This window comes from uncultured Desulfosarcina sp. (genome assembly GCF_963664155.2).
Lineage (GTDB): Bacteria > Desulfobacterota > Desulfobacteria > Desulfobacterales > Desulfosarcinaceae > Desulfosarcina.
Genome location: NZ_CAXXXH010000002.1, coordinates 1,013,897 through 1,038,419 on the forward strand (window position 1 = coordinate 1,013,897; position 24,523 = coordinate 1,038,419).

Genomic DNA, 24,523 nt, shown 5'->3' on the forward strand with positions numbered 1-24,523 from the left:
CCTTCATATTTCGGATCAGGCTGATTGGTGTGCGGCCAGTTGCAGTCCTGCAATGGTTTTGGCGTCCTGTATCTCCCCTTGTAGAATCATTTTCATGGCATGGCTCAAGTCTATCCGATGGACAGAGAGCAGTTCGTCTTCATCCAGGTTCTGTGCCGCCTGAGTGAGACCTGTAGCCAGAAAGAGGTAAATGCGTTCGTCCGAGTAGGCTGGAAGCGGGGTAATTTCGGCCAGCATTTCAAAATGCCGAGCGGCATACCCGGTTTCCTCGATTAATTCGCGTTCGGCGCACTGGCGGGCATCTTCGCCCGGATCCAATGTCCCTGCCGGAACCTCCCAAATAAAACCGCCTAGCGCATGGCGGTACTGTTTGAGGAGTAAAACCGTATGGTCATCCAAAAACGGTACGATAGCGGCCGCACCGGGATGACGGATAATCTCCATATCCAGGGTGACGCCGTTGGGCAGGGTGATATTCTCGGTAAAAATATCGAACACCCTGCCCTTTCTGATTAGTGTGGACTGGTTGCAAATCGATTTGCTCATATTCAATCCTGGTGTTTCTGCTTGAGGTGATCAACCAATTCCCGAACCGTCTGGCCGCCGGGAGACTTCGCCTTCGGGTTGATTGCCAGTAGCGATTCCCAAGCCGTCAGGGCCCCTTTCTCGTCCTTGAGGTCATGAAAAAGGACGATGCCTTTGTTGAATCGCGAAATCTCATGGGTTGAGTCGATATTCATGGCCCGGTCGAAGGCATCCACCGCTTTTTCCGGGTTGCCGCTTCTTCGGTACATGACACCCAGATCCGTCCATACATCGGCATTTTCCGGCTCTATGGCCAGCGCTTTTTCATAGGCGGCGATGGCTTCGTCCGTGAAATTGGCATCGAAGTATTGATGTCCCAGCCCGACCCACGCAGCGATATCCTGGGGATTTTTCTCGGTCTGGGCCTTGAGGACGTCAATAGCCTGTTGCCGCTCGATATCCATCCCCGCCGAAGGTTCCGATTGATGGGGATCGGCTATCGTTCCACTTTTATAAATACCAAAGGCCACACCCGCCACAAATCCGACCAGCAGAGACGCCACCACAAACCCGATCACATTTTCCGATTTGACGTATCCGGCTATCTTTTTGTCGCCCATACCAAATCCTTCCTTGTCCTGAAACACGCCAATCTATGGTGCTGGTGGTCAGTTTTACCGGAGCCGAATTAGCATGCCGGATCGATCATGTCCAAGGTTTATTGGTCATTAGCGTATTTTTCGATATATTCAGGAATCTGAATGATTGGCGGTCGCTCGTGCTGTTCGAGAAAATGTGTTTCTGGTTGAAGCGTGTCCCGGGCCATGGTGTACTGAATCATTTCATCGAAGACTTCCTGGTTGATTTTCACCCGGTTTAACTTCTGGACACGGTTCAGGAAGGTTTTAATGATTACAAATGCCATCCGCCCCAGTGCCTTCGTATCCTGGTTTTTGTGGACCCGCCGATCAAGATCGACTTGGGCCATCACATCCAGACCCCATTTTTCGTTGATGTCGATCAGCATGCCGGTTTCCACCCCATACCCGATATGAAAGGGAATGTTTTCGAAGATGCTGCGATATCCTGCGTATTCACCGGAAAGGGGTTGCAGAAACTGGGTCAGATCAGGCATGAACAGCGAAAACAGCGGCCGTGTCACCAATTCCGTGACCCGTCCCCCGCCGGTAGGGCGCAATTTGTTATCTCCCAGCGAGATGGGGCGGTCGTAAAACGCCTTGGTAAAACGGATGCGATCTGAAAGCAGCAATGGTCCCAGCAGCCCGTATGCAAAACGATGGTGGATGTTTTTGATGTCCGCATCGATGTAAATGATGATATCCCCCCGGGTCACAAACAGTGCCTTCCACAGGTTTTCGCCTTTGCCTTTGTATTTTTCCAAATGCGGCAGGATTTCATCGGACTTGTATACGGTTACATCATACGATCGGGCAATCTGACGGGTCTTGTCCGTCGAGCCTGAATCGATGACCACGATCTCGTCTAAAAGCGGGAAACGCGTCATGAGTTCCGATCTCATGATGACGATTTCTTTGGCAATGGTCTTTTCCTCGTTCAGCGTGGGCAGACATAAAGAAATCGAGATATTCTTCCGCTGTTTGGCTTTAACCAGGCAATCTATATCCTTGAATTCGGAATGGTGAAAGGTGTTCGATTCGATCCACTTTTTATTCATCGCACACCCCATTGTCCATGGCCATGATCAGTGCCGATATTTGAGATATGCCTTTGAACATCGGCTCGATTTCGATCATGGCGCCTTCCTGATGATAATTGTCTCCACGGGTCAATCCTAACGTGATTGCCGGAATTCCCCGCTGCAAAAAGATCGACAAGGCCGTTTCACTGGGTTCGCTCACGGCTTCCACCCCCAGGCGACTCAAAATCCGGGAGGCGCATTTGACCAGCGGGTGATTGTATGGCAAACGGGTGGCATTAAGATTGCTGATGCGGTTGAGCTTCAGTTCGACAGCGAAGGCCTTGTTGATCCCTTCGACGATATCTCGGATATCGCTATAGAGTTCTTTGACCATCTTATCGGAATCGCTTCGAATCTCGAAACCAATCTTGGCGTCATAGGCGATCTTCCCGTGGTTGAAACCGCCGGAGATCTTGCCGATGACGATCTGTGTTCGCGGTTTCTGGGGCAAGCGCAGTCCAAGGATCGCATTGATTACTTCGTTGATGACGATGATCGCATTGGGTTGGTGGTGTCGACCCCATTGCTTTTCGGAGGCGATACTGCAACTGATCTCACCCCGGATCATACCATCGGAATAGTAATTGAGTCGCCCCAGTTCCACACTTTCCAGGCAGATGGCCCCTCTAATCGGTGCGGGCCATGTCTGCAGCAACCGGCGGATACCTCTCAGGTTTCCCTGAGCCAGGCTATGACTGGGGGCAACCAGGACGATGTCCGATTCAAATGCCAGCTCCAGCCGCCTGAACACCTCCGGCAGGGAGGCCAGCACGCCCACGGCGGCCGAGTTGTCCGAGACGCCCATGCCGCTGATGATTTTATCCGTCACCTCGTAATGCTGGTCGGCCTCCACTTCCGAAAAGGTGTCGAGATGGGCTACGACAAAGATGGACTGGCTTTCGGTCGATCTTCCGCGAATCACACCAATGGGGTTGCCAAAATCATCGATACTGCATTCATCCACATGGAAATCGGCCAACCGTTCCACCAGACACTCCGCACGCCTTCGCTCGTAAAAGGTAGGGGCGGAAACCTGTCCGATGAGGACGATGTTGCTGATGATGATTTCACGAATCTTGCGAATCTGGTCCACAAATGTCGGCAGCACATCGAGATATTTTTCCATCACACCCTCACGGGTTAACTTAAGAATCGCCGGTTCCGGCGATCAACTGACGAAGGTCGGTGACAATCAGGTCCGGGGAAAGATCCCTGCAGCAATCATCGGATTCTCTTTGGCGCAACGACCGCCGGTCTCCGGCAAAGAGGGCGGTCTTGAACCCGACAGCCCTGGCCGGCAGAATATCGTTGCGCATGTCGTTGCCAACAACCAGTACAGACCCGGCAGGAATTCCCAGGCCTAAAAGGGCCTCTTTTGCGCGTTTGAACATTACCGTCGATGGTTTGGCATGTCCCTCTCGCCAGGAGAAAAAGAGCAGCCGGTGATCGAACCCTCCCCTCTCAAGCGTCGCCCCGAGAAACCGTTCAAGCACATCAACGGTATAGAACTGAGCGTTGGAAATGATCCCCATCGGGATCTTCCGGTTTTTGAAACCTATCAGCAGTTGCTCAAGGCCGGGCATGGGATAAACCGGATTTACGATCAGTTCGTACTCCAGAGCAAACTTTTTTACCAGCGGCAGGTCATCCATACCCAACACCTGCTGCCATACCTGGACAATGTCCACCTCGGGAAAATCGATTCCCTGTCCGCGGGCGATGGCATGGGTTCGCGCAATGGCCAGATTCAGTGCGTCCGAGAGATGATCCGGCGTAAGGTTAATCCCGCTGCGCAACAGCAGATGGCGCAAGCGGTTCGCCACTTTTGTTGGCTCCCGGTCATAACCGATATCCCCGGCCCTGCTGATCAGCAGGGTGCCGTATACATCGAAAAGCATGGCCGAAAACCGATCCATTTTCGCAAGATACGGGGAAACACCTGTGGCAATAGGTGCCAACGGACGGATATGCCGCTCGTAGATCGTATCCTTACCCGTCATAGGTTCCCCATTGGAGCAGTGAGAATCGGTCGAAATCGAGAAACGCATCACGCAGGGCGCGCTTGTCAATGCGATGGCGAACCGGATGGTTGACGATCCGATCATAAATCTCCAGAAGGTGATCGCGGTATGGATTCACCCCATAATGCTGCAGGGCAGCCGTTCGATTGTTTTCTATGATCGCCGATGCGTCCGCTACCTCTCCGGGATGGGCCAGCCAGGGATTCAGCGAGATCAATTCCGCCTTGACCGATGCGTCCGCGATCAGGCGGGTAAGGACCTGACGTTGAAATTTTTCGCTCAACAACCCGAAATCAATCCGTTCATCGCGGGTCAGGCGGTCAAAGGCCTGGTTTACCGTATCGGCAGCAACCGTGTGGCCATATCGTTCCATAGCGCTGAAGACCGAATCGTGCCAAACGCGGGAAAAGGCGTCTGCATCGAGCCAGACCAGTGGGACATCGAGCCGGTCGTAAAGGAAATCCAGGCGGATCCCCTTCTTCTCGAAATCCCCGCAGATGTCCCCGAGCCGTCGTCCCCACAGCAGTTTGCCGGCCGTCCAGGGTTCGAGAAAAGCGAGCCCGAACCCTTCGGAAACGCTCGTGGTGACCATCGATTCCGAATTCCCTACCAGCAGGGGGAAAGCATTCTTTTTCCCGACCTCGAAATCGACTCGCAATCGGTTTTCCCTCACCCAATCGATCCAATCCCGATAGCTGGCCGCATCTGCCGGACTGTTCGGTGGCTGGGTGACCGCCAGGCGCCGATCATTTTTGAAAAACAAGGACAACAGGATGGCCTCACCCAGATTCTTGCGTCGAATGGCGCGGACCGGATATAGAATCTGCGGCTTCGGGCATCGGTTCCCGCTGACGGCAAGGCTTTCGACGGCGTTGGGGATGGTGTGAAGTCCTGCGACATCCAGTCCCGCCTGCTTAAGAATGGCGGCATCCCGTGCGTTGATAACGCCGTAATGACAATTTGCCGGATAATCTTCCTCGAAATAGAGATCGGGCCGCCCGTCTTCGGCGAAATCGTGGATTTGCAGAAAAAGGTTGACCCCGGCCTGCTGGAGCTTTTTAATGATTTGGAGAAATTGCCGGTTTTTGCCCAAGGTCGGGTTATGAACATGCAGGACGTCGCATCCGCCGGGCCACTTTTCATTCAATACCTTAAGCATTTTTTCGGCGACCCTGTCCGCAGCGGGTAGAAAACCGATCTGCCGGTCGTAACCCAATTCGGGGATCTCCACCACTTGGCAGGGCAAGTCGGCAGCCGCCCGATCCCCGGTCAGGACGAAGGTATCCAAAGGGCCATGGACGGCCTCGATCTGCCGCTTAAGGACCGTAGTGACGCCCCCCGTTTTCAAATGGTAGTGAACAAAGGCGATCTTCATGGTATCTCCGCAACGGAACCATCGACAATCTGCCGCTTGTCGGAATAATCTTGGCGTGTATTTTCATTGTTGAGTAACCGGGGTGGTTTGTCAACCGCCGATGGTCGTGTCTGAAGGAGGCACAATGGGTAAACATATCGGTTTTGTGTCCACCCGCTTCGCAGGAACCGACGGGGTATCCCTGGAAGCGGCTAAATGGTCGGAAATTATAGAGCGAAGCGGACACCGCTGTTTCTGGTTTGCCGGTGACCTTGACCATGACCCGGAGCGGAGCCTTAGAGTTCCTGAGGCTTTTTTCAAACATGAAACGAATAAAGCCATCGACGAGGCAGTTTTCGGCAGGAAACGGCGAAGCCGTGAAACGACTCAGGCCATCCATGATTTACGGACGCTTCTGAAAAAACGGTTATATGAATTTATCGATAAATTCCGGATCGACATGCTGGTGGCGCAAAATCTGCTGACCATCCCCATGCACCTGCCCCTGGGTCTGGCCATGACCGAAGTCATCGCGGAGACCCTGATTCCCACCGTTGCGCACCACCACGATTTCTACTGGGAACGGACCCGCTTTTCGGTCAACGCAGTTGGCGATTACCTGCGTATGGCGTTTCCGCCCAGCCTGCCGACCATCCAGCATGTGGTCATCAACTCGGCGGCCCAGGAGGAGTTGGCCCTGCGAACCGGCCTTTCGTCGGTAATCATTCCCAATGTGCTTGATTTTGAAAACCCGCCGCAGTCCGACGAAAAGGATACCCATGCATTCAGGCGCCGGATCGGCCTCGTCCCGGAGGACTTTCTGATCCTCCAGCCGACGCGAATCGTGCAGCGCAAAGGGATCGAACACGCTATCGACCTGGTCCACCAACTCGGGAATCGGCATTTCAAGCTGCTGATCTCCCACGAAGCCGGAGACGAGGGGGTCGAGTACGCCGATTGGCTCAAGGATCATGCCCGGGAACGGGGGGTGGATCTTCGTTTGATCGCGACCAGCGTTCCGGATGCCCCTGACCGGCCGTCACTCTGGGATCTTTATGCTCACGCCGATTTCATCACCTACCCCAGCCTTTACGAAGGCTTCGGCAACGCTTTCTTAGAAGCGGTTTATTTCAAGAAGCCGCTTCTTATAAACCGCTATGCCATCTTCGTGCGGGATATCGAACCCAAAAACTTCGACCTGATCGTCATGGACGGTTATCTGACCAAGAAAAATGTCCAGAAAGTCCGCGAAGTGCTCGAAAACCCGGACCTGCGGGAACGGATGACGACCCACAACTACACCGTAGCCGCGCGCCATTACTCCTACGCCATGCTTAAACGGCAGTTGGACAACCTGATGGCCAACTGCTTTGGCGTCAATGGATAGTTGAATGTCGCACCAGCCATGCGGTTTGATAGGCAGCCAGAGGAATAGAACCGCTGCCGAACCGCACGCCATTGAAAAGATCGCTCAAGGGGGATGATTCTTTTCCGGCTGGCAGGGTAACGGTCAGGGGGTGGGCGGAAAAATTGGTCATGGCGACCAGGGTCTGCTTTGGGCAAAATCGTTTTACCGCGAAAACCCGGTCGTCCAGGTTGAGGATCCGCATACCGGCGGCAGGATGGAAGGCTGGCTGGCGGATGCGGATGCGTATCATTTTCTGATAGGGATAAAAAATCCGTGACCGAAGGCTCCGTCGATCGGCCAATTCTTTTCCGACGGCTTCGACTGACAACCGCTCACGGTTGATCGTCCGGGCCCGTCCCGTCAATCGAACCCCTTCCGTCCAATTCTGCGAGCCCAATAGGCTATGGATGTACACGCCAGGTACTCCGGCAAGGGCCAGGGCCACCGCCTGGGAAGCCAAGAATCGGGGGATGTGCATCGGGTCTTCGGGTGAGGCGGGATCTTTCAGTGCGTCCAGGTAGGTAATGTTCAATTCATAGGGGCTATTGGATCCGTCCGGGTTGCGCCTTTCGGAAACCAGCCCGCCATTCAGGATGACCCGATTGGCCAGCCAGGCAATCTGCGATGAAGGCAATATCCCTTCAAGGGGACGCATCCCGATGCCGTCATGGGAGGCAGTGAAATTAAAAAAAGTCGTTCGTTCCGTGAGAATTTTCAAATTCCGGGCCCAATCGGAAAAAATACGGGCGCTCCCGGTGGCCAGTGAATATAGCAGCAACGGCGGCAAGGAAAAATTATAGACCATCTGGGCCTCGTCGGCACCGTTGCCGAAATAGCTGATGTTTTCAGCGTGAGGAACGTTGGTTTCGGTCACCAGCGTCACACCGGGTGCCGTCAGGTCCAGGATCCGGCGAAACAGCCTGACCATGTCGTGTGTCTGCGGCAGGTGGATGCAGGGGGTGCCAATCTGTTTCCACAGGTAGGCGATGGCGTCCAGCCTGATGATGCGCGCTTTTTTGGAAGCGTAAAAGAGCAGCGTCCGCACCATGTTTTCCAGCACATCCAGGCTCCGGTAATTAAGATCGATCTGATCGGCGCTGAAGGTCGTCCATAAATGAACCCGCCGACCGGATCGCTTCTCGAAGGCAGTCAACAGGGGCAGCGCCCGGGGCCGGGTCACGCCGGACAGGTCGGCCGCCGGGTCGACCTCAATGGCCAATTGCCCGAAACCCTTCTGATTCGCCAGATAGGACTGAAACCACCGGCTTTGGGCAGAAACATGGTTGGCCACGAGATCGACCATCAGTCTGAAATCATGGCCGACGGCCTGAATATCTTTCCAACTGCCCAGGTCGGATCTGACCGTGTGAAAATCCTCAACGCTGAATCCATCGTCGGACGAATAGGGGAAAAATGGCAGGATGTGAATACCGGAAAACACTTCTTTAAAGTGATCGCCGGCAAACCGATGCAGGGTCTGAAGTGGTTGTTCGCCGTTTCTTAACAGGGAGTCGCCGTAGGTAATCAGGACAGTGTCGGCCTCGCTGAAAAGATCTTTTTCTCCAGACGATGACTCGAAGGCGAAGGCATCCAGCACAGCCGAAAGCCGTGCAAAGGCCCTATCGCCCTTTTCCCGCCCGTAAATCCGGTGTAGAATCGATTTCATTTCGTTTTTCCGAAGGCGCAAAGGATCATCCGCCGGGATGCTGGATTAAGACGTTGACATCTTCGGTTTTTTAATGTCTTTTTAAAGCAACTGCTTTGTGTACCGATGCCGATTGCCTCAGACCGGTCATTTCTTAATTCTACCCTGCAGGTGTGGCGATGTATATTCCCTTCAGCAACATACATAACATCGGATTCATATCCACCCGATTCGCCGGAACCGACGGCGTGTCCCTGGAAACGGAAAAATGGGCCCGGGTGTTTGAAAAAGAGAGATTCCATTGCTTCTATTTCGCCGGAGAACTGGACCGAGATCCGGCACAGTCCTTCCTGGTTCCTAAAGCCCACTTCATGGACCCGGAAATCCGGACGATTTTCAACACCGCATTTGGTTCTACGGCTAACCAGGTGAGGGATCGTAAACTGACCACGACGATTCATGCAATCAAGGAACACCTTAAGGACCGGCTATACGATTTTATTGGAAAATTCAATATCGATCTTCTGGTTCCCGAAAATGCACTGACCATCCCCTTAAACATCCCGTTGGGGCTGGCCATTACCGAAGTCATCGCGGAAACCGGGCTGCCGACCCTTGCGCATCACCACGATTTTTTCTGGGAGCGACAGCAGTTTAAAACCAATGCGGTGTGGGATTATCTCAATATGGCATTCCCTCCCCATCTGCCGCCCATCCGCCATGTGGTCATCAGTTCCTCGGCCGACAACCAACTCTCTCTTAGAACCGGTATCTCCGGAACCATCATTCCCAACGTCATGGATTTCAAGAATCCGCCACTGCCGCCGGATGAATATGCCGATGACGTCCGTCAGGCATTGGGACTCGATCCGGATGAATGCTTGATTCTTCAACCCACCCGGGTCGTTAAACGAAAGGGCATCGAGAACGCTATCGAGTTGGTTGGCCGGCTGGGCATGAAAGCCCGGCTGGTGATCTCCCATGCTTCCGGAGACGAGGGACACGACTACGAACAACGGATCATCGACTACTCGCGGCGCATGCAGGTAAACACCCTGTTCGTATCGGACATCATCAACGACAGGCGTGGCACAACCGCGGACGGTCGCAAGATCTACACGCTTTATGACATCTACCATCACGCCGATTTTATCACTTATCCCTCCACCATCGAGGGTTTCGGCAATGCATTTTTAGAAGCGGTCTATTTTCGCAAACCGATCATGGTTAACTGCTACTCGATCTACACCTTTGACATTAAACCCAAAGGATTCAGGGCCGTTGAAATCGACGGATATGTCACCGATGAAGCGATCGCGTATACCCGCGCATTGCTCCAGGACGAACAGCTTCGCAAGAAAATGGTGGAAAGCAACTATGCGCTCGGTCAAAAATTCTATTCCTATGAAGTGCTTCACGATAAATTGATGAATCTGATGGTGTAAAAGGGTGGGTTGGATCGGTTCAATCCGTTGGTTGGTTTAATGGGTTAGGAAATCGATTTGTGGATAAATCCAATCCATTTTCAGGTTGAGCATAAATTGAATTGAAAATTATAGGCGGCGTCATGGCATTATATGTGGTTCAGCATGGAAAGAGCCTGACAAAAACCGAGGATCCTGAAAAAGGGCTGTCGGTGGATGGAAGACGGGATACCGAACGTATTGCCGGTGTGGCCAGCGGTTACCGGGTGAAGGTCTCCCGGATTGTTCACAGCGGTAAAAAAAGGGCACGGGAAACCGCCGAGATAATGGCCTCGGTGCTGTCGCCCACCAAAGGCCTGGAACCGCGCCAGGGCATGAATCCCCTGGACGATGTCCGCACTTTTGCGGACAACCTCGAACTGGAAAGAAACATTATGCTGGTCGGACATCTTCCCTTTTTGGAGCGACTGATCGGTCTGTTGGTGTGCGGCAATCCTGACCAGACGGTTTTTAAACTGCAAAACAGCGGCATCCTTTGCATAGACCGTGTTCCGGAAGTAAAAAACCCGGTAATCCGCTGGACGTTGATGCCGTCCATCGGTTAACCGGAATCAGAAGATATCGACTATCTGCTTTTCTTGAGGTTTTCCCAGATTTTTTCCGGCGCTTCAATGGTCAGTTTATCGGGCTGGATGACCAAAGTCTGGGCATCGGGAAGGTAGCCATTGAGGATCTTTTCGGCCTGTGAAATGAGTGCGTCGATTTTCATATCGGAAAGGGTGCTGACGATTTTCAGGTCGTCATCTGCCTGCTGATACAGATAACTGAGTCGGTCGCAGGCCACCCGGTAATAGCCGATCTTTTGCGTGTATCGGTGGATGTATGCCTGCATTTCGGCCATCAGCATCAAATCGTACAATAGTCTCGGGTTTTTTAACGCTTCTGCGCCGGTGTTGATTCCTTTTTCCCGCCATTCCCGCGATGCCTCTGTTTTTATTTCCTCCAGTCTTGCGGACAGTGCCTCCCGGATTCCGTCAGCATCCGTCTTTCGCTGGGCCATCTGGTTGTTGAGCAAAGAAATCTCCGCCATGGTCTGACGCAATTGTTCGTCTTTGTTATTTGCCATCACTGTCGAGGGCAATACCAGAAATGTCAGAGCCATGACAAAAAAAAACGATCGATGGGTTATCCTATTAGGTTTCACGGTCTATTTCCTTAGTGCGCTTTGCTTGCGTTTCAGATCTTCGGAAAGAAACAGTCGGGTTTTTGGATTTTCCCAATAAGCCATGTGTTTCACATTGACCAGTTCGATCTGCTCCCCCTGCCATTCGGACAGAATGGCCACCAACCGGGGTGACAGACGGGAAAGGCCGTTCAAGGAAAGCCCTTTGCCCTTCCATCGGGACAGATGGACGGCCGCTTCAGGAGACAGTTCCTTGAGGCCGTTTAAACCGAGCCAGTCACCATCCCAAGCGGCCAGATGACGGGCAGCCTCCGGTGACAGCTCGGTCAACGCATTGAGAAACAAATCTTTGCCTTTCCACGTGGCCAGACAGCGAGCTGCCTCCGGCGACAGCTCGGTCAACTTATTTTTTTGGGTAAAATCACCATCGCAGATATTTTTCCAAATGGCTGCGTTGTCAGTGTCTGTGATGAGGTTATCTCGTTCGAGCTTGATTGTTGTCGTTGGCAGGCGCTTTTCGATATCCTGCCAGATGGATTCAAGCGCCAGCGGTGTTGCCGGAACAGTATCGATGTTCAATCGGGCCAATGCGTTGCCATGGACCTGTCTGATCTCATCTGCCTGTTTAATAAAACCCTCGACGTCGATATCGCTGGTTTTATCGACCATCAGGGCTAAGATGCCGGCCTTGCGGGAAAAAAACAGCAACTCTTCGCTGTCCCAGAAAAGGGCATTTGTCGGGGTTTCCAACTTTTTAATATAGGTATCTCGCCGTTGAATCGCCGAAAGTCCCAGGCTGATGCGCGCGTCTGCCAGCACGGAGTTAAAGGGGACGGGCCCCTTGCCTGTTTGCCGAACCCTTTCAACGATTTCTTGAATTTCCGCGTCGATTCCGGCCTGATAGTAGGTTCGCAGTTCTTCGATCTCCGACCGCTTTTCGATGAGTTCGTTTCGCAATCGGTCCAGGTTTTCGGCAGCCGTTTTGAGACGCGATTGATCGGATGGACTTTGGACAACGACCACCGATTCTTGATCCAGTTTGGCCGGATGGGTTTCGACCACGGCATCTTGACGGCTGCTGTCCGGATCGGGAAAAGTTCTTGCTGAATCGACGATTCGTGGGGAAATCCCGTAAAAATATCCTGTCAGTGCGAGAAAAAGGATAGCGATGACCGCTGCCAAAATGGTTTTCTTCTGCCGGCCTCCAGTCGATTTTGTAGCTTCGCGCAGGGGTTGTGCTTTTTTGAAGGTCTTCAAACTGCCTGGTATCGCGCTTTTGGCAGTCAGCTGATCGGTAGACGGACCTTTTGCCGAAGGCTTTATTTCCAATGTCGAAGGTTGGGGGTGATCGGTGTGCTCAAGGCCGCTATCTTCTTTTTTATGGACAGCGTCTCCATCCTTAACGATGGATTTTTCTGAAGACCCGACGGGGGCCGATTCCGAAACCGGGTCACCGGAACCTGCCTCCGGCAGATGGGACGCTTCTTCGGTTGATGAAATCTCAGTCAGGATATCTTCGATATCATGGGATATATCGTGTGAATCCTCATCAGCATCGTCATTGGTTGGCCAGCCTGGATGTTTCTCTTGATCCTCGGAGGTTTCCTCCGCTTGGGAATCTTTTAACTCAGAGCCTGCGGGTTCCGGTGTTGATGGTTCTGTATTTCCGCCTTCAATTTGGGCCATGATGCTTTCAAAGGCTTGTTGCTGGTCTTTATTGAGAGCATCATCCGATTCTGCACTGTCAGCATCTTGTATGTCATCGTTTTTGGCAGTATCTGCGTCCTGATCCACCTTTTCTGACCCGACCGTAAAATCATCCGCGGTTTCCGATTCCGGCTCGATGCCCGATTCGTTTTTGGAATCGGTGTCTTCATCAGCCGCGCCATCCCCATTAATCTGGGCCATGATGCTCTCGAGCGCCTGCTGCTGTTCAGGGTCCAATCCATCATCGTCGGACGCATCACTTTTCGCTTCGGCAACGGCAGGCTTATCGTCCACAGCGGCTTCTTTCACCACCTTTTCCAGTTCGGCAGTAAAATCATCCGTTATTTCCGATTCCGACGCATCACTCGCTTTTTTTTCCGGATCCCGATTACCTGCGCCACCGCTTTCGATCTGAGCCATGATACTTTCAAAAGCCCTTTGCTGATCCTCGTCCAGGCTTTCATCGCCGCCCTCATCAGAGGGGGTATCCTCTTTAATTGTGGAATCGGGAATATCTTTATCGGTTTGGTTTTCGCTGTTAATGGTTTCGATAACCCCATTAAGTTGGGCCAGCTCATCTTTAGTCAATTCCGGGTCATCTTTTTCTTCAAATCCGCTGCCCTTGTTTGCGTCGTTTAATTTCTCTTCTTCCTGGCCGTCAATTTCGCCCATGATTTTTTTGAACGCAGCCAGTTCGTCTGCGTTCAGGTCTTCTGAACCGCCGCGGCTGGCTTTTCCGGGGTTATCAATTTCTGCCGCACCTTTACCCAAAGGAGTTGATTCGTCTGTCTGGGAGGACGGATCTTTTGTTTTGCCGTTCATGTGTGCAACTCGTTTTAATAGGGTAAATAATCAAACCCAGCAATTGTAAGTCCAAGGGGTTCTTCTGGATTTTCGTCGGTTTTCGTTCTGGTTATTCGATCTCAGTTAAAATATCGTCAAATGCCGACCAAACTTAAGGATTTTATCTGTTTTCAGATATTTCAGGTAATCCTTGCACGCCCACCATGGCTTTCGCCACCATATTTGGACGGTTGCCGATCGGTTGCAAAACGCAAAATAATAAGACCCGCCATCCTAACCGGATAAATTTCTTGATCATTATTTGAACCGAGGTTATATTTCAGCCCATTATTCAAAGAAAAACAGAAGCCGCCCTTAAGCCAGACAGGTTTGCACCAAGGAGAGAACAACCATGAAAAAGACCATCATTAAAGGAACTGGTCGTTTTTTGCCCTCACGCCTCGTCACCAATGACGATCTATCCCGGTGGATGGACACATCCAATGAATGGATCATTCAACGCACAGGCATTGAACAGCGATACTGGGTCCCCGAAGAGGGTGGCGTCGGCACCTCCGATCTGGGATTCGAAGCTTCAAAAATCGCCATGGGCCGTGCCGGGTGGGAACCTGAAGACATCGATCTGATCATTTTTGCCACGTTAAGTCCCGATCTTTTTTTCCCGGGCTCGGGTTGCCTGCTTGCCCATAAACTTGGCCTTTCGTCCACTCCGGCATTGGACATTCGCCAACAGTGCACCGGCTTCCTGTATGGTATGGCTACCGCAGACGCCTACATCCGCAGCAGTCTGGCAAAGCGTGTGCTTCTGGTGGGTGCGGAGGTGCACAGCACCGGGCTGGATATTTCAACCCGAGGCCGGGATGTAGCCGTAATTTTCGGAGATGGCGCCGCGGCCGTCTGCATAGAGCGTATGGAAACCGATATCAAGGCAGGCATTCTGGCTTCCTGTTTACATGCAGACGGATCCCTGGCCGAAAGCTTGATGACTTTCGCGCCGGCATCACGTGAAAATCCACGACTGGATGAAAAAATGTTAATGGAGGGAAAACATTTCCCCACCATGGACGGCAGGAATATTTTCAAGAATGCCGTTCGACGGCTTCCCGAAGTAGCTGGAGAGGCACTTAAAAAAGCGGGCATTCCTTTGGAATCGGTCGATCTGTTCTTCCCTCATCAGGCCAACTTGAGGATTAATCAGGCATTCGCCAAAGCCTTGGATCTTCCAGAATCCAAAGTATACAACAACATCCACCGCTATGGAAACACCACCGCGGCCAGCATTCCACTGGCCTTGGATGAGGCCATCGAAAAGGGCCTCGTTGGCGCCGGCAGCACGGTCATGTTCCTGGGGCTCGGCGCCGGTGTCACCTGGGGAGCCGTGCTTTATCGGTTTCCCGCTTAAAAGCCGGAAGCCGGGCAGTGAAACCGATGCGTTGAGTGCGGGTGAATAGATGAGGCGGGCGGCAAGACGCGGGGGTTTTTCTAATTTTCTTCTCCGGAATCCAGAAAGATAGCACGGGATTCCATGGACGAAGAGGAGCGTGAACAGGAAATGCTGTTGGCAAGCACTGTTCGGATCTTGTCCAGCGAAATACAGCTGTCCATGCAATCTGGAAAAAGATACCGGTCAATGCATTCCCGGCAGGGGCTCTTCACCAGGTAGCCGATGTCAAAGTCAAAACGATGTCTGTAATTGTTTGCCATGGATGTCGATGATACGATTCGGTAATTCATGTGCCGTCAGTGCCCTTTTCGGCCCATTCAGTCTTAAATGCGTCACTTGATCTTTATGTCTTTATGATTAGCATAACCGGTTGACCTGCACAAGGCAAAACCCGGTATATAATTATCCTGACACGGCCGCCGGTATTCATTTGCGTGGCCGAAAAATTCCCCGATAAATATGAACCCTACTGGCGGCCGACAGATGAAACTTACTATTGTGCTGAAGTCTTTTTCTTTGCGCTCTTTTTTTCAATCACTTTTTTTTTCGTCACTGCTGTTTGGCATCGTTGCCTGTTTCTACTGGCGATCCGGTGACGTGGGTGCACCGTTGAACATTGTTGAGTATGCGTCGCTGTTCGTCTTCCTGATCCTTTTCGGCATCCTACAATGGCTGTTTCAGAAAAACGTCCTGACCCAACTGGCAACCCGCCATTCCGGGGCGCCGCAAATCCAAAAGACGGCGTCTGCAATACCCCAGGAAACCGAAACGGATCGGAAGAAACGCAAAAACCATGAGAAAAGACTTTTTGTGCATCTTTTTTCCGTGCTTCAGCGCGAAGGCAGGCTGATGGATTTTTTTCAGGAAGATCTTTCCCTATATGAAGATGCTCAGATCGGAGCTGTGGTGCGCAGCATCCATGAAAACTGCAGAAAAGCCGTGGACCGCTATCTCTCGCCGGAACCGATCATGAAGCAAGCCGAAGGCCAGACTGTCGAGATCCCCGCCGGATTCGATCAGCATGCTGTCAAACTGGTGGGCAACGTGGTTGGCCAGCCCCCCTTTACGGGTATTTTGCGTCATCGAGGATGGCAATTGCGGTCTATTTCACTGCCGAAACTGTCAGAAGCGGAAAACCCGGACCTCATCGCTCCCGCAGAAGTCGAGATCCAGTAATTCTTCTATAACTTATACCGCGAGGCATCGCCTATTCATCTCGTGGCCGCCAACGACGATAATGGCGGTCGGGTCGTTACAACGCCCCTCACCATTGTCCAGCTTGAAGGGAGTCATTCTTGATTTGGGAAAGTCGCTTTGTCATTGGCATCGATCTGGGGACCACCAATAATTCGGTTTCCTATGTAGATCTGGAAGCATCCGGGAAGGACCACCCCGCCATCCAAAAATTTCCGGTCCCTCAGTTGACCGGCCCCGGTGAATTCGCCCCCCATTCCGTTCTCCCCTCATTTTTATACATTCCCGGTAAATATGACATCGCCGAACAGGACATGACTGCCCCGTGGACCATCGATCAGCGCAGTCGGGATGACCGTAATTTTGTGGGGGCATTTGCCCGCGACCATGGTGCCAGGGTGCCGGCACGACTGGTCTCTTCAGCCAAAAGTTGGCTGTGCAACAAAAGCGTGGATACCCAGGCCAGAATATTGCCCTGGGGGGCCGGGGACGAGGTCTTCCAGGTTTCGCCGGTCCACGCTTCGGCTGCCTTTCTCAAACATATTCGCAAGGCGTGGAATGTGGCCATGGAGGATGACGAGGACTGCTATCTGGAGAACCAGATGGTGGTCGTCACGATCCCCGCCTCTTTTGACGAAGTGGCCAGGGATCTGACCCTGGAAGCGGCCCGCATGGCAGGCCTTCCCGACGTCATTCTTCTGGAAGAACCCCTGGCCGCATTTTACAGCTGGCTGATCCGTCACGAAAAGGACTGGCCCGAGCATGTAACCGCCAACCAACTGATCCTGGTGTGCGACGTCGGCGGCGGCACCACGGATTTCACCCTCATATCCCTGCGGATGGTAGACGGCAGCCCCCGATTCGAGCGCATCGCCGTGGGCGATCATCTGATCCTGGGAGGCGACAATATGGATTTTGCCATCGCCCGCAGCGTGGCCCGCCGCCTGGAGAAATCTCCATCCACCTTTGACAGGGATGCCTGGAAAACCCTTTGCCACCAGTGTCGTCAGATCAAAGAAAATATTTTGAACGGCATGACGGATAGCGGCCGGGTTACCTTGATGGGCACAGGTTCCGGTCTGATTGCCGGTACCATGACCGCCCAAATCAGCCGGCAGGAGATTGAATCGATCGTTCTGGAACAATTTTTTCCGCTTTCCGGTTCCTGTGCCCAGACGGATGAACCGGAAGGAAATGCCTCATGGGGGCTTCCTTATGAAACGGATACCGCCATCACCGGTCACCTAAGCCGTTTTTTGAATCGGCATCAGGCGGATGTGACAGCCGCCATCGGAGCCGTCGATCCCTGTCCCGATCTGATCCTCTTCAACGGCGGGTCGCTGAAGGCGCAAGCGCTTCAGGATCGGATCCGGAAGGCTGTTCGCTATCGTTTTTCCCGTGATACGGACCCCGTGTGCCTTGAAAACAATGAAATGGATCTCGCCGTATCCTTGGGTGCGGCCTACTATGGGATGGTCAAGGCAGGCATCGGTGTCCGAGTCGGCAGCGGCAGTCCTCGCAGTTTTTATGTTGGCGTGGCTACGGCCGATTCGAATGACACCGGCGGCACAAAGCAGGCTGTGTGCCTGGTGGAGCGTGGTCTGGAAGAAGGCAGCGTTATCACGTTGCCCGACCGTGTATTCAAGGTTCTGGCCAACCAACCGGTAGCCTTTGATCTGTTCAGTTCCAGTTTCCGGTCCGGTGACCGCGGTGGTGATCGTGTCGACATAGACGCAACGCTTACTGCTCTTCCATCACTAAATACCGTCATCCAGTATGGTGACAGGGGTGTTCAGTCCGAAATCCCCGTTCGACTGGAAGCGAGTTATACCGAGGTGGGCACCCTTGAGATATGGTGCCAATCCTTGAATTCGCCTCACCGGTGGCAGCTGCGTTTTCAACTGCGCGGAGCGGTCACACCCGATGCGGTGGTTGAGGGGGAGATTTTCGAAGCATCTCGGGTCGAACAGGCCCGAAAGATAGTTCAATCAGCATTTGCATCCGGTCGTGACAAATCACGGTTGCCCCGCTTGATGACCGACGTTGGCGATGCCCTTGGCTGTCCCCGGGATAATTGGCCGCTGAGCCTGCTACGTGACCTGGCTGACACCTTGCTCGAAAATTCAGCGGCAAGGAAGGCGTCTGCCGAAGATGAAAGCCGCTGGATGAACCTTCTTGGATATTGCCTGAGGCCAGGCATGGGAGATGGTTTTGATCCCCATCGCGTCAAAAAACTTTGGAAATTTTACAAAAAAGGGCCGATCCACGCCAATGCCCCACAAGTCCGCGCTGAATGGTGGATCATGTGGCGGCGGGTGGCCGCCGGTCTTAATCCCGGACAGCAGCGCCAGTTTTACCAGGACATATCTCCCTTGCTGGCACTGAAAAAAGGATCGCGTATTCCTCGGCAGGAATTCACGGAAATGTGGATGGCCACGGCTAACATGGAGCGCCTGCATGTCAAAGACAAATTGACCCTGGGACGCCAACTGATCAGCCAATTCACCATCAGAAAGCCTCCACCACAGCTGTTGTGGGCACTATCCCGCATCGGTGCCCGTGACCTGCTTTACGGTTCCATCGACCGGGTGACGCCGCCGGTTGAAGTCTCCGGCTGGGTGCAGACGATTTTTTCTCTGACTTGGAAGAACCCCAAACCAGTGGTTGAGATGCTCTCCCAGCTATGTCGAAAAACCGGTGACCCATTGCGCGATATCGCTCCGGAGACCAGCGAAACGATTATCCATTGGATTGAATCGGCGGGCGATTTCCCAGACTGCCTGACACGCATCACCCAACCCTCTTCACGAAAACAGAAAGAACAGAATGCCATTTATGGTGAAACGCTGCCTGCTGGCCTGATTCTGGAAAACGGATAACAACGGAAGAAAGCCAGAAGTCCGACATTAGAAATAAGGAACGTAAAAGCAATGAATTTAACACCTTCCAGCTATTAAAACATCTATTTTCCGACCTCCTCTATCCCTCAAGTTTTCCCACCATCGCTCATTGGCTGGACATTTTACATTCCCGGTGATAGGGTGCGATTACCTGCCCGAACGTGACTAAAAAAGAGGCTCCCAAAATAGTGGCGTAACTTAATTGGCTTTCCCGGTCGAAAGGAGCTTGCTCATGACCCGTGACAAAATCAACGCCAGACGACTGGTGGGGATTTTTTTACTGGGCATGCTGCTGTTCAATTTCCCTTTGCTCTACCTTTTCAACCGACCGCTACTAACCTTGGGCATTCCGCTTTTGTATCTCTACCTCTTTGCCACCTGGTCGCTGATTATTTTCCTGATGCTGATAATCAGCCGGTCCAGATCGGACACGCCGTTTCCGGATCATAGCGAGTAGAGGAAGTCCCCATGCTGGCAACGGAAACCGTCATCTTCGTCTCCCTCTGCTACATCGGCGTCTTGTTCGGCATTGCCTATTATGGCGACAAACGGGCCGATATCGGCAAAAGCATTATCAGCAATCCCTATATTTACGCCCTCTCGCTGGCCGTATACTGCACCGCATGGACGTTCTATGGCAGCGTGGGCCGAGCCGCCTCGGCCGGACCGGCCTTTCTGACCATTTACCTGGGTCCCACATTAATGGCCACGATGGGCTTGCTGGTATTGAAAAAAATTGTGCGGATTTCCAAAATTCACCGGATTACCTCCATCGCCGACTTCATCGGCTCCCGCTATGGAAAAAGCATGACGCTGGGAGGCGTGGTAACCGTCATCGCCGTGCTCGGCATCGTTCCCTACATATCCCTCCAACTCAAGGCCATCTCCTCAAGTTTTCTATTGATTCATCAATACCCGTCGCTTAAACCATTGTCCTCTCCCGGAGGCATCGGAATCTGGAGCGACACCACTTTTTACGTGGCCCTGTTCCTAGCGGTATTCGCCACCCTTTTTGGCACGCGAAGCTTGGAGGCCACCGAACGCCACGAAGGCCTGGTGGCAGCCATTGCCTTTGAATCCATCGTTAAACTGGTGGCGTTTCTGGCGGTGGGAACGTTTGTAACCTTTTTTTTATACAACGGTTTTTCCGATCTCAGCCAAAAAGCCATGGCATCCCCCGATATTCGCCTTTTAATGACCCTGCCCGGGGATGCTGGCACATTTTCCAGTTGGTTCGCCCACATCTTCCTCTCTATGATGGCCATCGTCTTTCTTCCCCGCCAGTTCCAGGTCATGGTGGTTGAAAATGTCAACGAAGCCCACCTGAACAAGGCCATCTGGCTTTTCCCCCTTTACCTTATGGCAATCAACATCTTCGTCCTGCCCGTTGCGTTTGCCGGTATGCTCTCATTTGGCGCCAGCGGCCTTGACGCGGATATGTTCGTACTGATTCTTCCCATGGCCAACAAGCAGGTCTTTTTGACGCTGCTGGTATTTATTGGTGGTATGTCGGCGGCAACCGGGATGGTCATCGTGGAGACCGTAGCCCTTTCCACCATGATCTGCAACGATCTGGTGATGCCGGTGCTGCTTCACATGCCCTCGCTGAAGCTGGCCCAACGCGAGGATTTAAGCAGCATTCTGCTATCCATTCGACGGCTGAGTATTATCCTGGTTTTGCTCATGGGTTACGCTTATTTTCACTATGCCGGAGAATATTACACACTGGTTTCCATTGGCTTGACATCCTTTGCCGCCGTGGCCCAGTTTGCACCGGCCCTGCTGATCGGGATCTTTTGGAAAGGCGGCACCCGAACCGGCGCCCTGATGGGCCTGGTTGCCGGTTTTTCCGTTTGGTTTTATACGCTGTTCCTTCCCTCCCTTGCCGGTGCGGGACTGATACCCCAGGATTTCCTGGAACAGGGTCCTTTTGGCATCGCCCTACTGAAGCCGTTTGAATTATTCGGACTGGATGTGTTCGACCGCATCACCCATGCGGTGTTCTGGAGCATGTTGGCTAACCTGGGGTGCTACGTAGCCGGGTCCCTGTTCAGCAAACCATCAGCCATGCAGCATACCCAGGCAGCCATGTTCGTGGATGTTTACCGGTACGTAGGCAGGGTTCATGATTCTTCCATCTGGCGAGGAACCGCCTACCTGCCGGATCTGGTCTCCATGCTGGAACGGTTTTTGGGGCGAGATCGAACCGAAGCGGCGCTGGCTAATTATGCCATGGAATATGGAATCAATTGGGACCAGTCTCTCACCCGGGACCCGGGGCTGGTCAACCATATTGAAAAACTGTTGGCCGGGGCCATCGGGTCGGCGTCGGCACGGGTAATGGTCGCTTCCGTGGTCAAGGAGGAACCCCTGGGCATAGAAGAAGTAATGGATATCCTCAACGAAACCCGCCAGGCCATTATCTATAGTCGCGAACTGGAAAGGGCTTCTGCGGAACTACGGGCTGCCAACCAGCGCCTTCAGGAGCTGGATCGGTTGAAAGACGAATTCATATCGACTGTCTCCCACGAACTTCGGACCCCGCTGACGGCCATCCGCTCTCTGGCTGAAATTCTTCATGACTACCCGGACACGACCCTTGACCGTCAACGGGAATTCTCCAGCATTATCATCCGTGAAACCCAGCGACTTACCCGACTCATTACCCAGGTTCTCGATTTTCATAAGCTGGAATCAGGACGAATGCGTTGGGCGATCACGTCCGTAGATCTCAAAGATGTGGTACAAGAGGCGGTAAGCGCCACCGGTCAGTTGGTGGCCGATAAACGGATACAGATGCAGGTATACCTTCCCGATTCGTCACGGCTCATTGCAGCGGATCGTGACCAGTTGATCCAGGCCATGGTGAATCTGATCTCCAATGCCGTAAAATTCTGCGATCCGGACCAGGGACGGATTGACATCCGGCTGGAGTACGGCGTCGACCGACTGACGGTATCGGTCTCTGACAATGGTATCGGCATCAGTGAGGCAGACCAGAAACAGATTTTTAACAAGTTCCAGCAGGTAGTTGATCCATCCCGCGGCCGCCCCCCGGGAACCGGCCTGGGGCTCTCAATCACCCGCCAGATCATCCAACATCACAAAGGGGAACTAAAGGTAAAGAGCACCCTGGGAAAGGGTGCCACTTTTTATTTTTCCCTTCCCTATAAATCCATTCCAGCAAACCCGGCATGATAAGGCGGTGATTATCTATCACTGCCGATCTTCACAAAAGGGCCTGAAACGTCGGCAATCTTCTGCCCTGCCGCTGGGCGCTCGGAACAGTTTTTCCAACATGAGGATGCCAGGCCCTCAGATCGAACCGTTCCGCAGGGGTCCATGTGGACCAGAACGCCTGCATTGCCTTCGAAATGATCAATGAGCAGTAGTTCCAAAGCCTTGGCCTGGGCGTGGGCATCATCGAGAAGATAGTCCCGTGGCAACACGAGGTGCAGATCGATGTGGACAAAATTTCCGGATCGCCACGCCCGCAGCTGATGAATATCAATCCATGCTTCCTTGCGGTGATTTTCAAGTAGCCGGGATATCTCTTGGAGGAGGTGGGGGTCGGATGTATCCATCAGTGCAGAAAAACTCTGGCGCACCAATCGGGTGCCGGTCAGTAAAATATTAACACCCACCAAACAGGCAATACCTCCATCCAGCCATAGCCAACCCGTCCATTGAACCAGAAAAAGGCCGGCGATTACTCCCACTGATGTGGCCACATCGGTGAGCACATGCTTGCCATCGGCAATCAGGGTCAGGGATTGAGCTTTTTTTCCGACCCTTACCAATCCAACCCCCAACAGCAGATTGATCACTGTAGCAGCGACCAGAATGCCAAGTCCCGCCTGCAGGTTGACAAGGGGTGTGGGCATCAACAGGTGAGAGATACCGGTCTTGAATATCCCGATGGCGGCAAAGATGATCAGTGCCCCTTCGAATCCGGCTGAGAAATATTCAATCTTCCCATGACCATAAGGATGATCGGAATCAGGAGGTTGGGCGGCCATCCAGATGCTCACCACAGCAAATGCAGCAGCCACGACGTTGATGATGGATTCCAGTGCGTCGGATAGCACTGCCGAGGAACGGGTCAGGTGAAAGGTGTAGAACTTTGCGGCCATCAGCACCACTGATACGGACAGAGATATGCCGATAGCAGTCATACGGAGCTTAAAATGATACCCACGGGGAGCTGATGAGTTTTTTCCAGTTTGCATGATAGCGCAAGTATATGACGGGTTGTCTGAAACTTCAACACCATCAACCGATTCAAATCGGAACATGGCCCCTATTCATAAACTCCGTGACACCCGGAAAAAAATCAGCTACGGTTGCCATGCTTGTTTTTCTCGATGAAAATCAACTATAGCTAATGGAGAACATTTATGTCAGGACAAGAACAAATTGATTTTAAAGTAGATACATCTAACCTTTACCGGGAGGATGCAGTTACCGATCTAAAAGTAGCATCCATTCGACGGATGGTACCGATCACCGCGGACGGCCAAGACGATCCCAGCCGTTCAGCCACCTTTTTCGGCCACACCCAAATCCTTACCCCACAAGGACCGTTGCCCCTGCAAGCCAGATTAATGGCCAACAATCTGGCCGAAGCCATCCAGGCATTTCCCGAGGCCATGGAACAGGAAATGGCCCAGATGGTCGAACAAATCCGGAAGATGCAGGAGCAGGAACAGCAAAAAAAACGCGATGACTCACGGATCATCGTGCCCGGAAGATAAATGGATATCCGGGTTGATTGCTATGCCGGCTACCGGGACGAAGAAACGCCGCGGCGACTGACGATGGGCGCACGCCACATCAGCGTCGTTGAGGTCCAGGATCGGTGGCTGGCCCCGGATCATCGGTATTTCAGGATTATCGGCGATGATGGCGGTCTTTATATCATCCGCCATGATCCCTACCAGAACAGCTGGCAATTAACCTGTTTCAAGGAAAAGCCGATGATGCACCGCCGGCACCATGCCGATTCAACAGCGGCGACACCACCGGTTTGCTGACTTTATCGCTCCCCATTTGGGGGACGGAGGAAATCCACGCAGTCGCTCATCAGCCGGCCCAGAAAAAATCCGTTTCCCCTTTCCATCGGCTGCATCGACCCGCCCCATCCAGAGGACTTCGTAACAATCAAAGAGAAAGACCAGCAGTTTATGTTATCTAT

Annotated in this window: 20 protein-coding genes; 10 read left to right on the plus strand and 10 right to left on the minus strand. The window is 52.8% G+C overall.

Annotated elements, in window-relative coordinates; genetic code table 11:
• Positions 1–15: 15 nt before the first annotated feature.
• From ACHZBS_RS28710 to ACHZBS_RS28735, 6 genes are all read right to left on the minus strand, one after another.
• The gene (locus tag ACHZBS_RS28710) at positions 16–546 is read right to left on the minus strand and encodes an NUDIX hydrolase (protein ID WP_319409965.1); all 531 of its coding nucleotides are present in this window, start codon (positions 544–546) and stop codon (positions 16–18) included.
• 2 nt (positions 547–548) lie between these two features.
• Positions 549–1,145, minus strand: a complete 597-nt coding sequence (locus ACHZBS_RS28715; protein WP_319409966.1) for a tetratricopeptide repeat protein — start codon at positions 1,143–1,145, stop codon at positions 549–551.
• Between the two features lie 98 nt (positions 1,146–1,243).
• Entirely contained in the window at positions 1,244–2,221 is a 978-nt protein-coding gene (locus ACHZBS_RS28720; protein ID WP_319409967.1) for a glucosyl-3-phosphoglycerate synthase, read from the minus strand.
• Positions 2,214–3,371 carry a hypothetical protein gene (locus ACHZBS_RS28725; protein WP_319409968.1) on the minus strand — a complete coding sequence of 386 codons (1,158 nt, stop codon included), beginning with the start codon at positions 3,369–3,371 and terminating at the stop codon, positions 2,214–2,216. The genes ACHZBS_RS28720 and ACHZBS_RS28725 overlap by 8 nt, the downstream gene beginning before the upstream one ends.
• A 19-nt stretch (positions 3,372–3,390) precedes the next feature.
• The gene (locus tag ACHZBS_RS28730; protein ID WP_319409969.1) at positions 3,391–4,245 is read right to left on the minus strand and encodes an HAD family hydrolase; all 855 of its coding nucleotides are present in this window, start codon (positions 4,243–4,245) and stop codon (positions 3,391–3,393) included.
• The gene (locus ACHZBS_RS28735; protein WP_319409970.1) at positions 4,235–5,641 is read right to left on the minus strand and encodes a hypothetical protein; all 1,407 of its coding nucleotides are present in this window, start codon (positions 5,639–5,641) and stop codon (positions 4,235–4,237) included. The genes ACHZBS_RS28730 and ACHZBS_RS28735 overlap by 11 nt, the downstream gene beginning before the upstream one ends.
• 124 nt (positions 5,642–5,765) lie before the next feature.
• On the opposite strand from ACHZBS_RS28735, the gene ACHZBS_RS28740 reads away from it, so the two are divergent.
• On the plus strand, positions 5,766–7,007 hold the full coding sequence (locus tag ACHZBS_RS28740) for a glycosyltransferase family 4 protein (protein ID WP_319409971.1): 1,242 nt from the start codon (positions 5,766–5,768) through the stop codon (positions 7,005–7,007).
• Here the strand turns inward: ACHZBS_RS28740 and ACHZBS_RS28745 are convergent.
• Positions 6,997–8,694 carry an alpha-amylase family glycosyl hydrolase gene (locus ACHZBS_RS28745; protein WP_319409972.1) on the minus strand — a complete coding sequence of 566 codons (1,698 nt, stop codon included), beginning with the start codon at positions 8,692–8,694 and terminating at the stop codon, positions 6,997–6,999. The genes ACHZBS_RS28740 and ACHZBS_RS28745 overlap by 11 nt on opposite strands.
• A gap of 158 nt (positions 8,695–8,852) precedes the next feature.
• Here ACHZBS_RS28745 and ACHZBS_RS28750 point away from each other — a divergent pair, with 158 nt between their 5' ends.
• Positions 8,853–10,118: a glycosyltransferase family 4 protein gene (locus ACHZBS_RS28750; RefSeq protein ID WP_319409973.1), complete on the plus strand. Its 1,266-nt coding sequence runs from the start codon at positions 8,853–8,855 to the stop codon at positions 10,116–10,118.
• A 122-nt stretch (positions 10,119–10,240) separates the two neighbouring features.
• Complete coding sequence (sixA, locus tag ACHZBS_RS28755; protein WP_319409974.1) at positions 10,241–10,702, plus strand: phosphohistidine phosphatase SixA; 462 nt, start codon at positions 10,241–10,243, stop codon at positions 10,700–10,702.
• 20 nt (positions 10,703–10,722) lie between these two features.
• On the opposite strand, the gene ACHZBS_RS28760 is transcribed toward sixA, so the two are convergent.
• Both ACHZBS_RS28760 and ACHZBS_RS28765 read right to left on the minus strand, forming a co-directional pair.
• On the minus strand, positions 10,723–11,301 hold the full coding sequence (locus ACHZBS_RS28760) for a hypothetical protein (RefSeq protein ID WP_319409975.1): 579 nt from the start codon (positions 11,299–11,301) through the stop codon (positions 10,723–10,725).
• 3 nt (positions 11,302–11,304) lie between these two features.
• Positions 11,305–13,809, minus strand: coding sequence for a hypothetical protein (locus ACHZBS_RS28765; RefSeq protein ID WP_319409976.1), 2,505 nt, complete (start codon positions 13,807–13,809; stop codon positions 11,305–11,307).
• Positions 13,810–14,182: 373 nt separating this feature from the next.
• On the opposite strand from ACHZBS_RS28765, the gene ACHZBS_RS28770 reads away from it, so the two are divergent.
• The 5 genes from ACHZBS_RS28770 to ACHZBS_RS28790 all read left to right on the plus strand — a co-directional run bounded on the left by ACHZBS_RS28770 (position 14,183) and on the right by ACHZBS_RS28790 (position 22,527).
• Positions 14,183–15,193 carry a beta-ketoacyl-ACP synthase III gene (locus ACHZBS_RS28770; RefSeq protein WP_319409977.1) on the plus strand — a complete coding sequence of 337 codons (1,011 nt, stop codon included), beginning with the start codon at positions 14,183–14,185 and terminating at the stop codon, positions 15,191–15,193.
• Positions 15,194–15,718: 525 nt separating this feature from the next.
• The gene (locus tag ACHZBS_RS28775; RefSeq protein ID WP_319409978.1) at positions 15,719–16,411 is read left to right on the plus strand and encodes a DUF2760 domain-containing protein; all 693 of its coding nucleotides are present in this window, start codon (positions 15,719–15,721) and stop codon (positions 16,409–16,411) included.
• 119 nt (positions 16,412–16,530) lie between these two features.
• Complete coding sequence (locus ACHZBS_RS28780) at positions 16,531–19,308, plus strand: Hsp70 family protein (protein WP_319409979.1); 2,778 nt, start codon at positions 16,531–16,533, stop codon at positions 19,306–19,308.
• Positions 19,309–19,561: 253 nt separating this feature from the next.
• On the plus strand, positions 19,562–19,786 hold the full coding sequence (locus ACHZBS_RS28785) for a hypothetical protein (RefSeq protein ID WP_319409980.1): 225 nt from the start codon (positions 19,562–19,564) through the stop codon (positions 19,784–19,786).
• A gap of 11 nt (positions 19,787–19,797) precedes the next feature.
• On the plus strand, positions 19,798–22,527 hold the full coding sequence (locus ACHZBS_RS28790) for a sensor histidine kinase (protein WP_319409981.1): 2,730 nt from the start codon (positions 19,798–19,800) through the stop codon (positions 22,525–22,527).
• Positions 22,528–22,538: 11 nt separating this feature from the next.
• Here ACHZBS_RS28790 and ACHZBS_RS28795 read toward each other — a convergent pair whose 3' ends face one another.
• A complete protein-coding gene (locus ACHZBS_RS28795) occupies positions 22,539–23,504 on the minus strand; it encodes a cation diffusion facilitator family transporter (protein WP_319409982.1) in 966 nt (321 codons plus the stop codon).
• A gap of 222 nt (positions 23,505–23,726) precedes the next feature.
• On the opposite strand from ACHZBS_RS28795, the gene ACHZBS_RS28800 reads away from it, so the two are divergent.
• Positions 23,727–24,083 carry a cytoplasmic protein gene (locus ACHZBS_RS28800; RefSeq protein ID WP_319409983.1) on the plus strand — a complete coding sequence of 119 codons (357 nt, stop codon included), beginning with the start codon at positions 23,727–23,729 and terminating at the stop codon, positions 24,081–24,083.
• On the plus strand, positions 24,084–24,362 hold the full coding sequence (locus tag ACHZBS_RS28805) for a hypothetical protein (RefSeq protein WP_319409984.1): 279 nt from the start codon (positions 24,084–24,086) through the stop codon (positions 24,360–24,362).
• Positions 24,363–24,523: the final 161 nt, after the last annotated feature.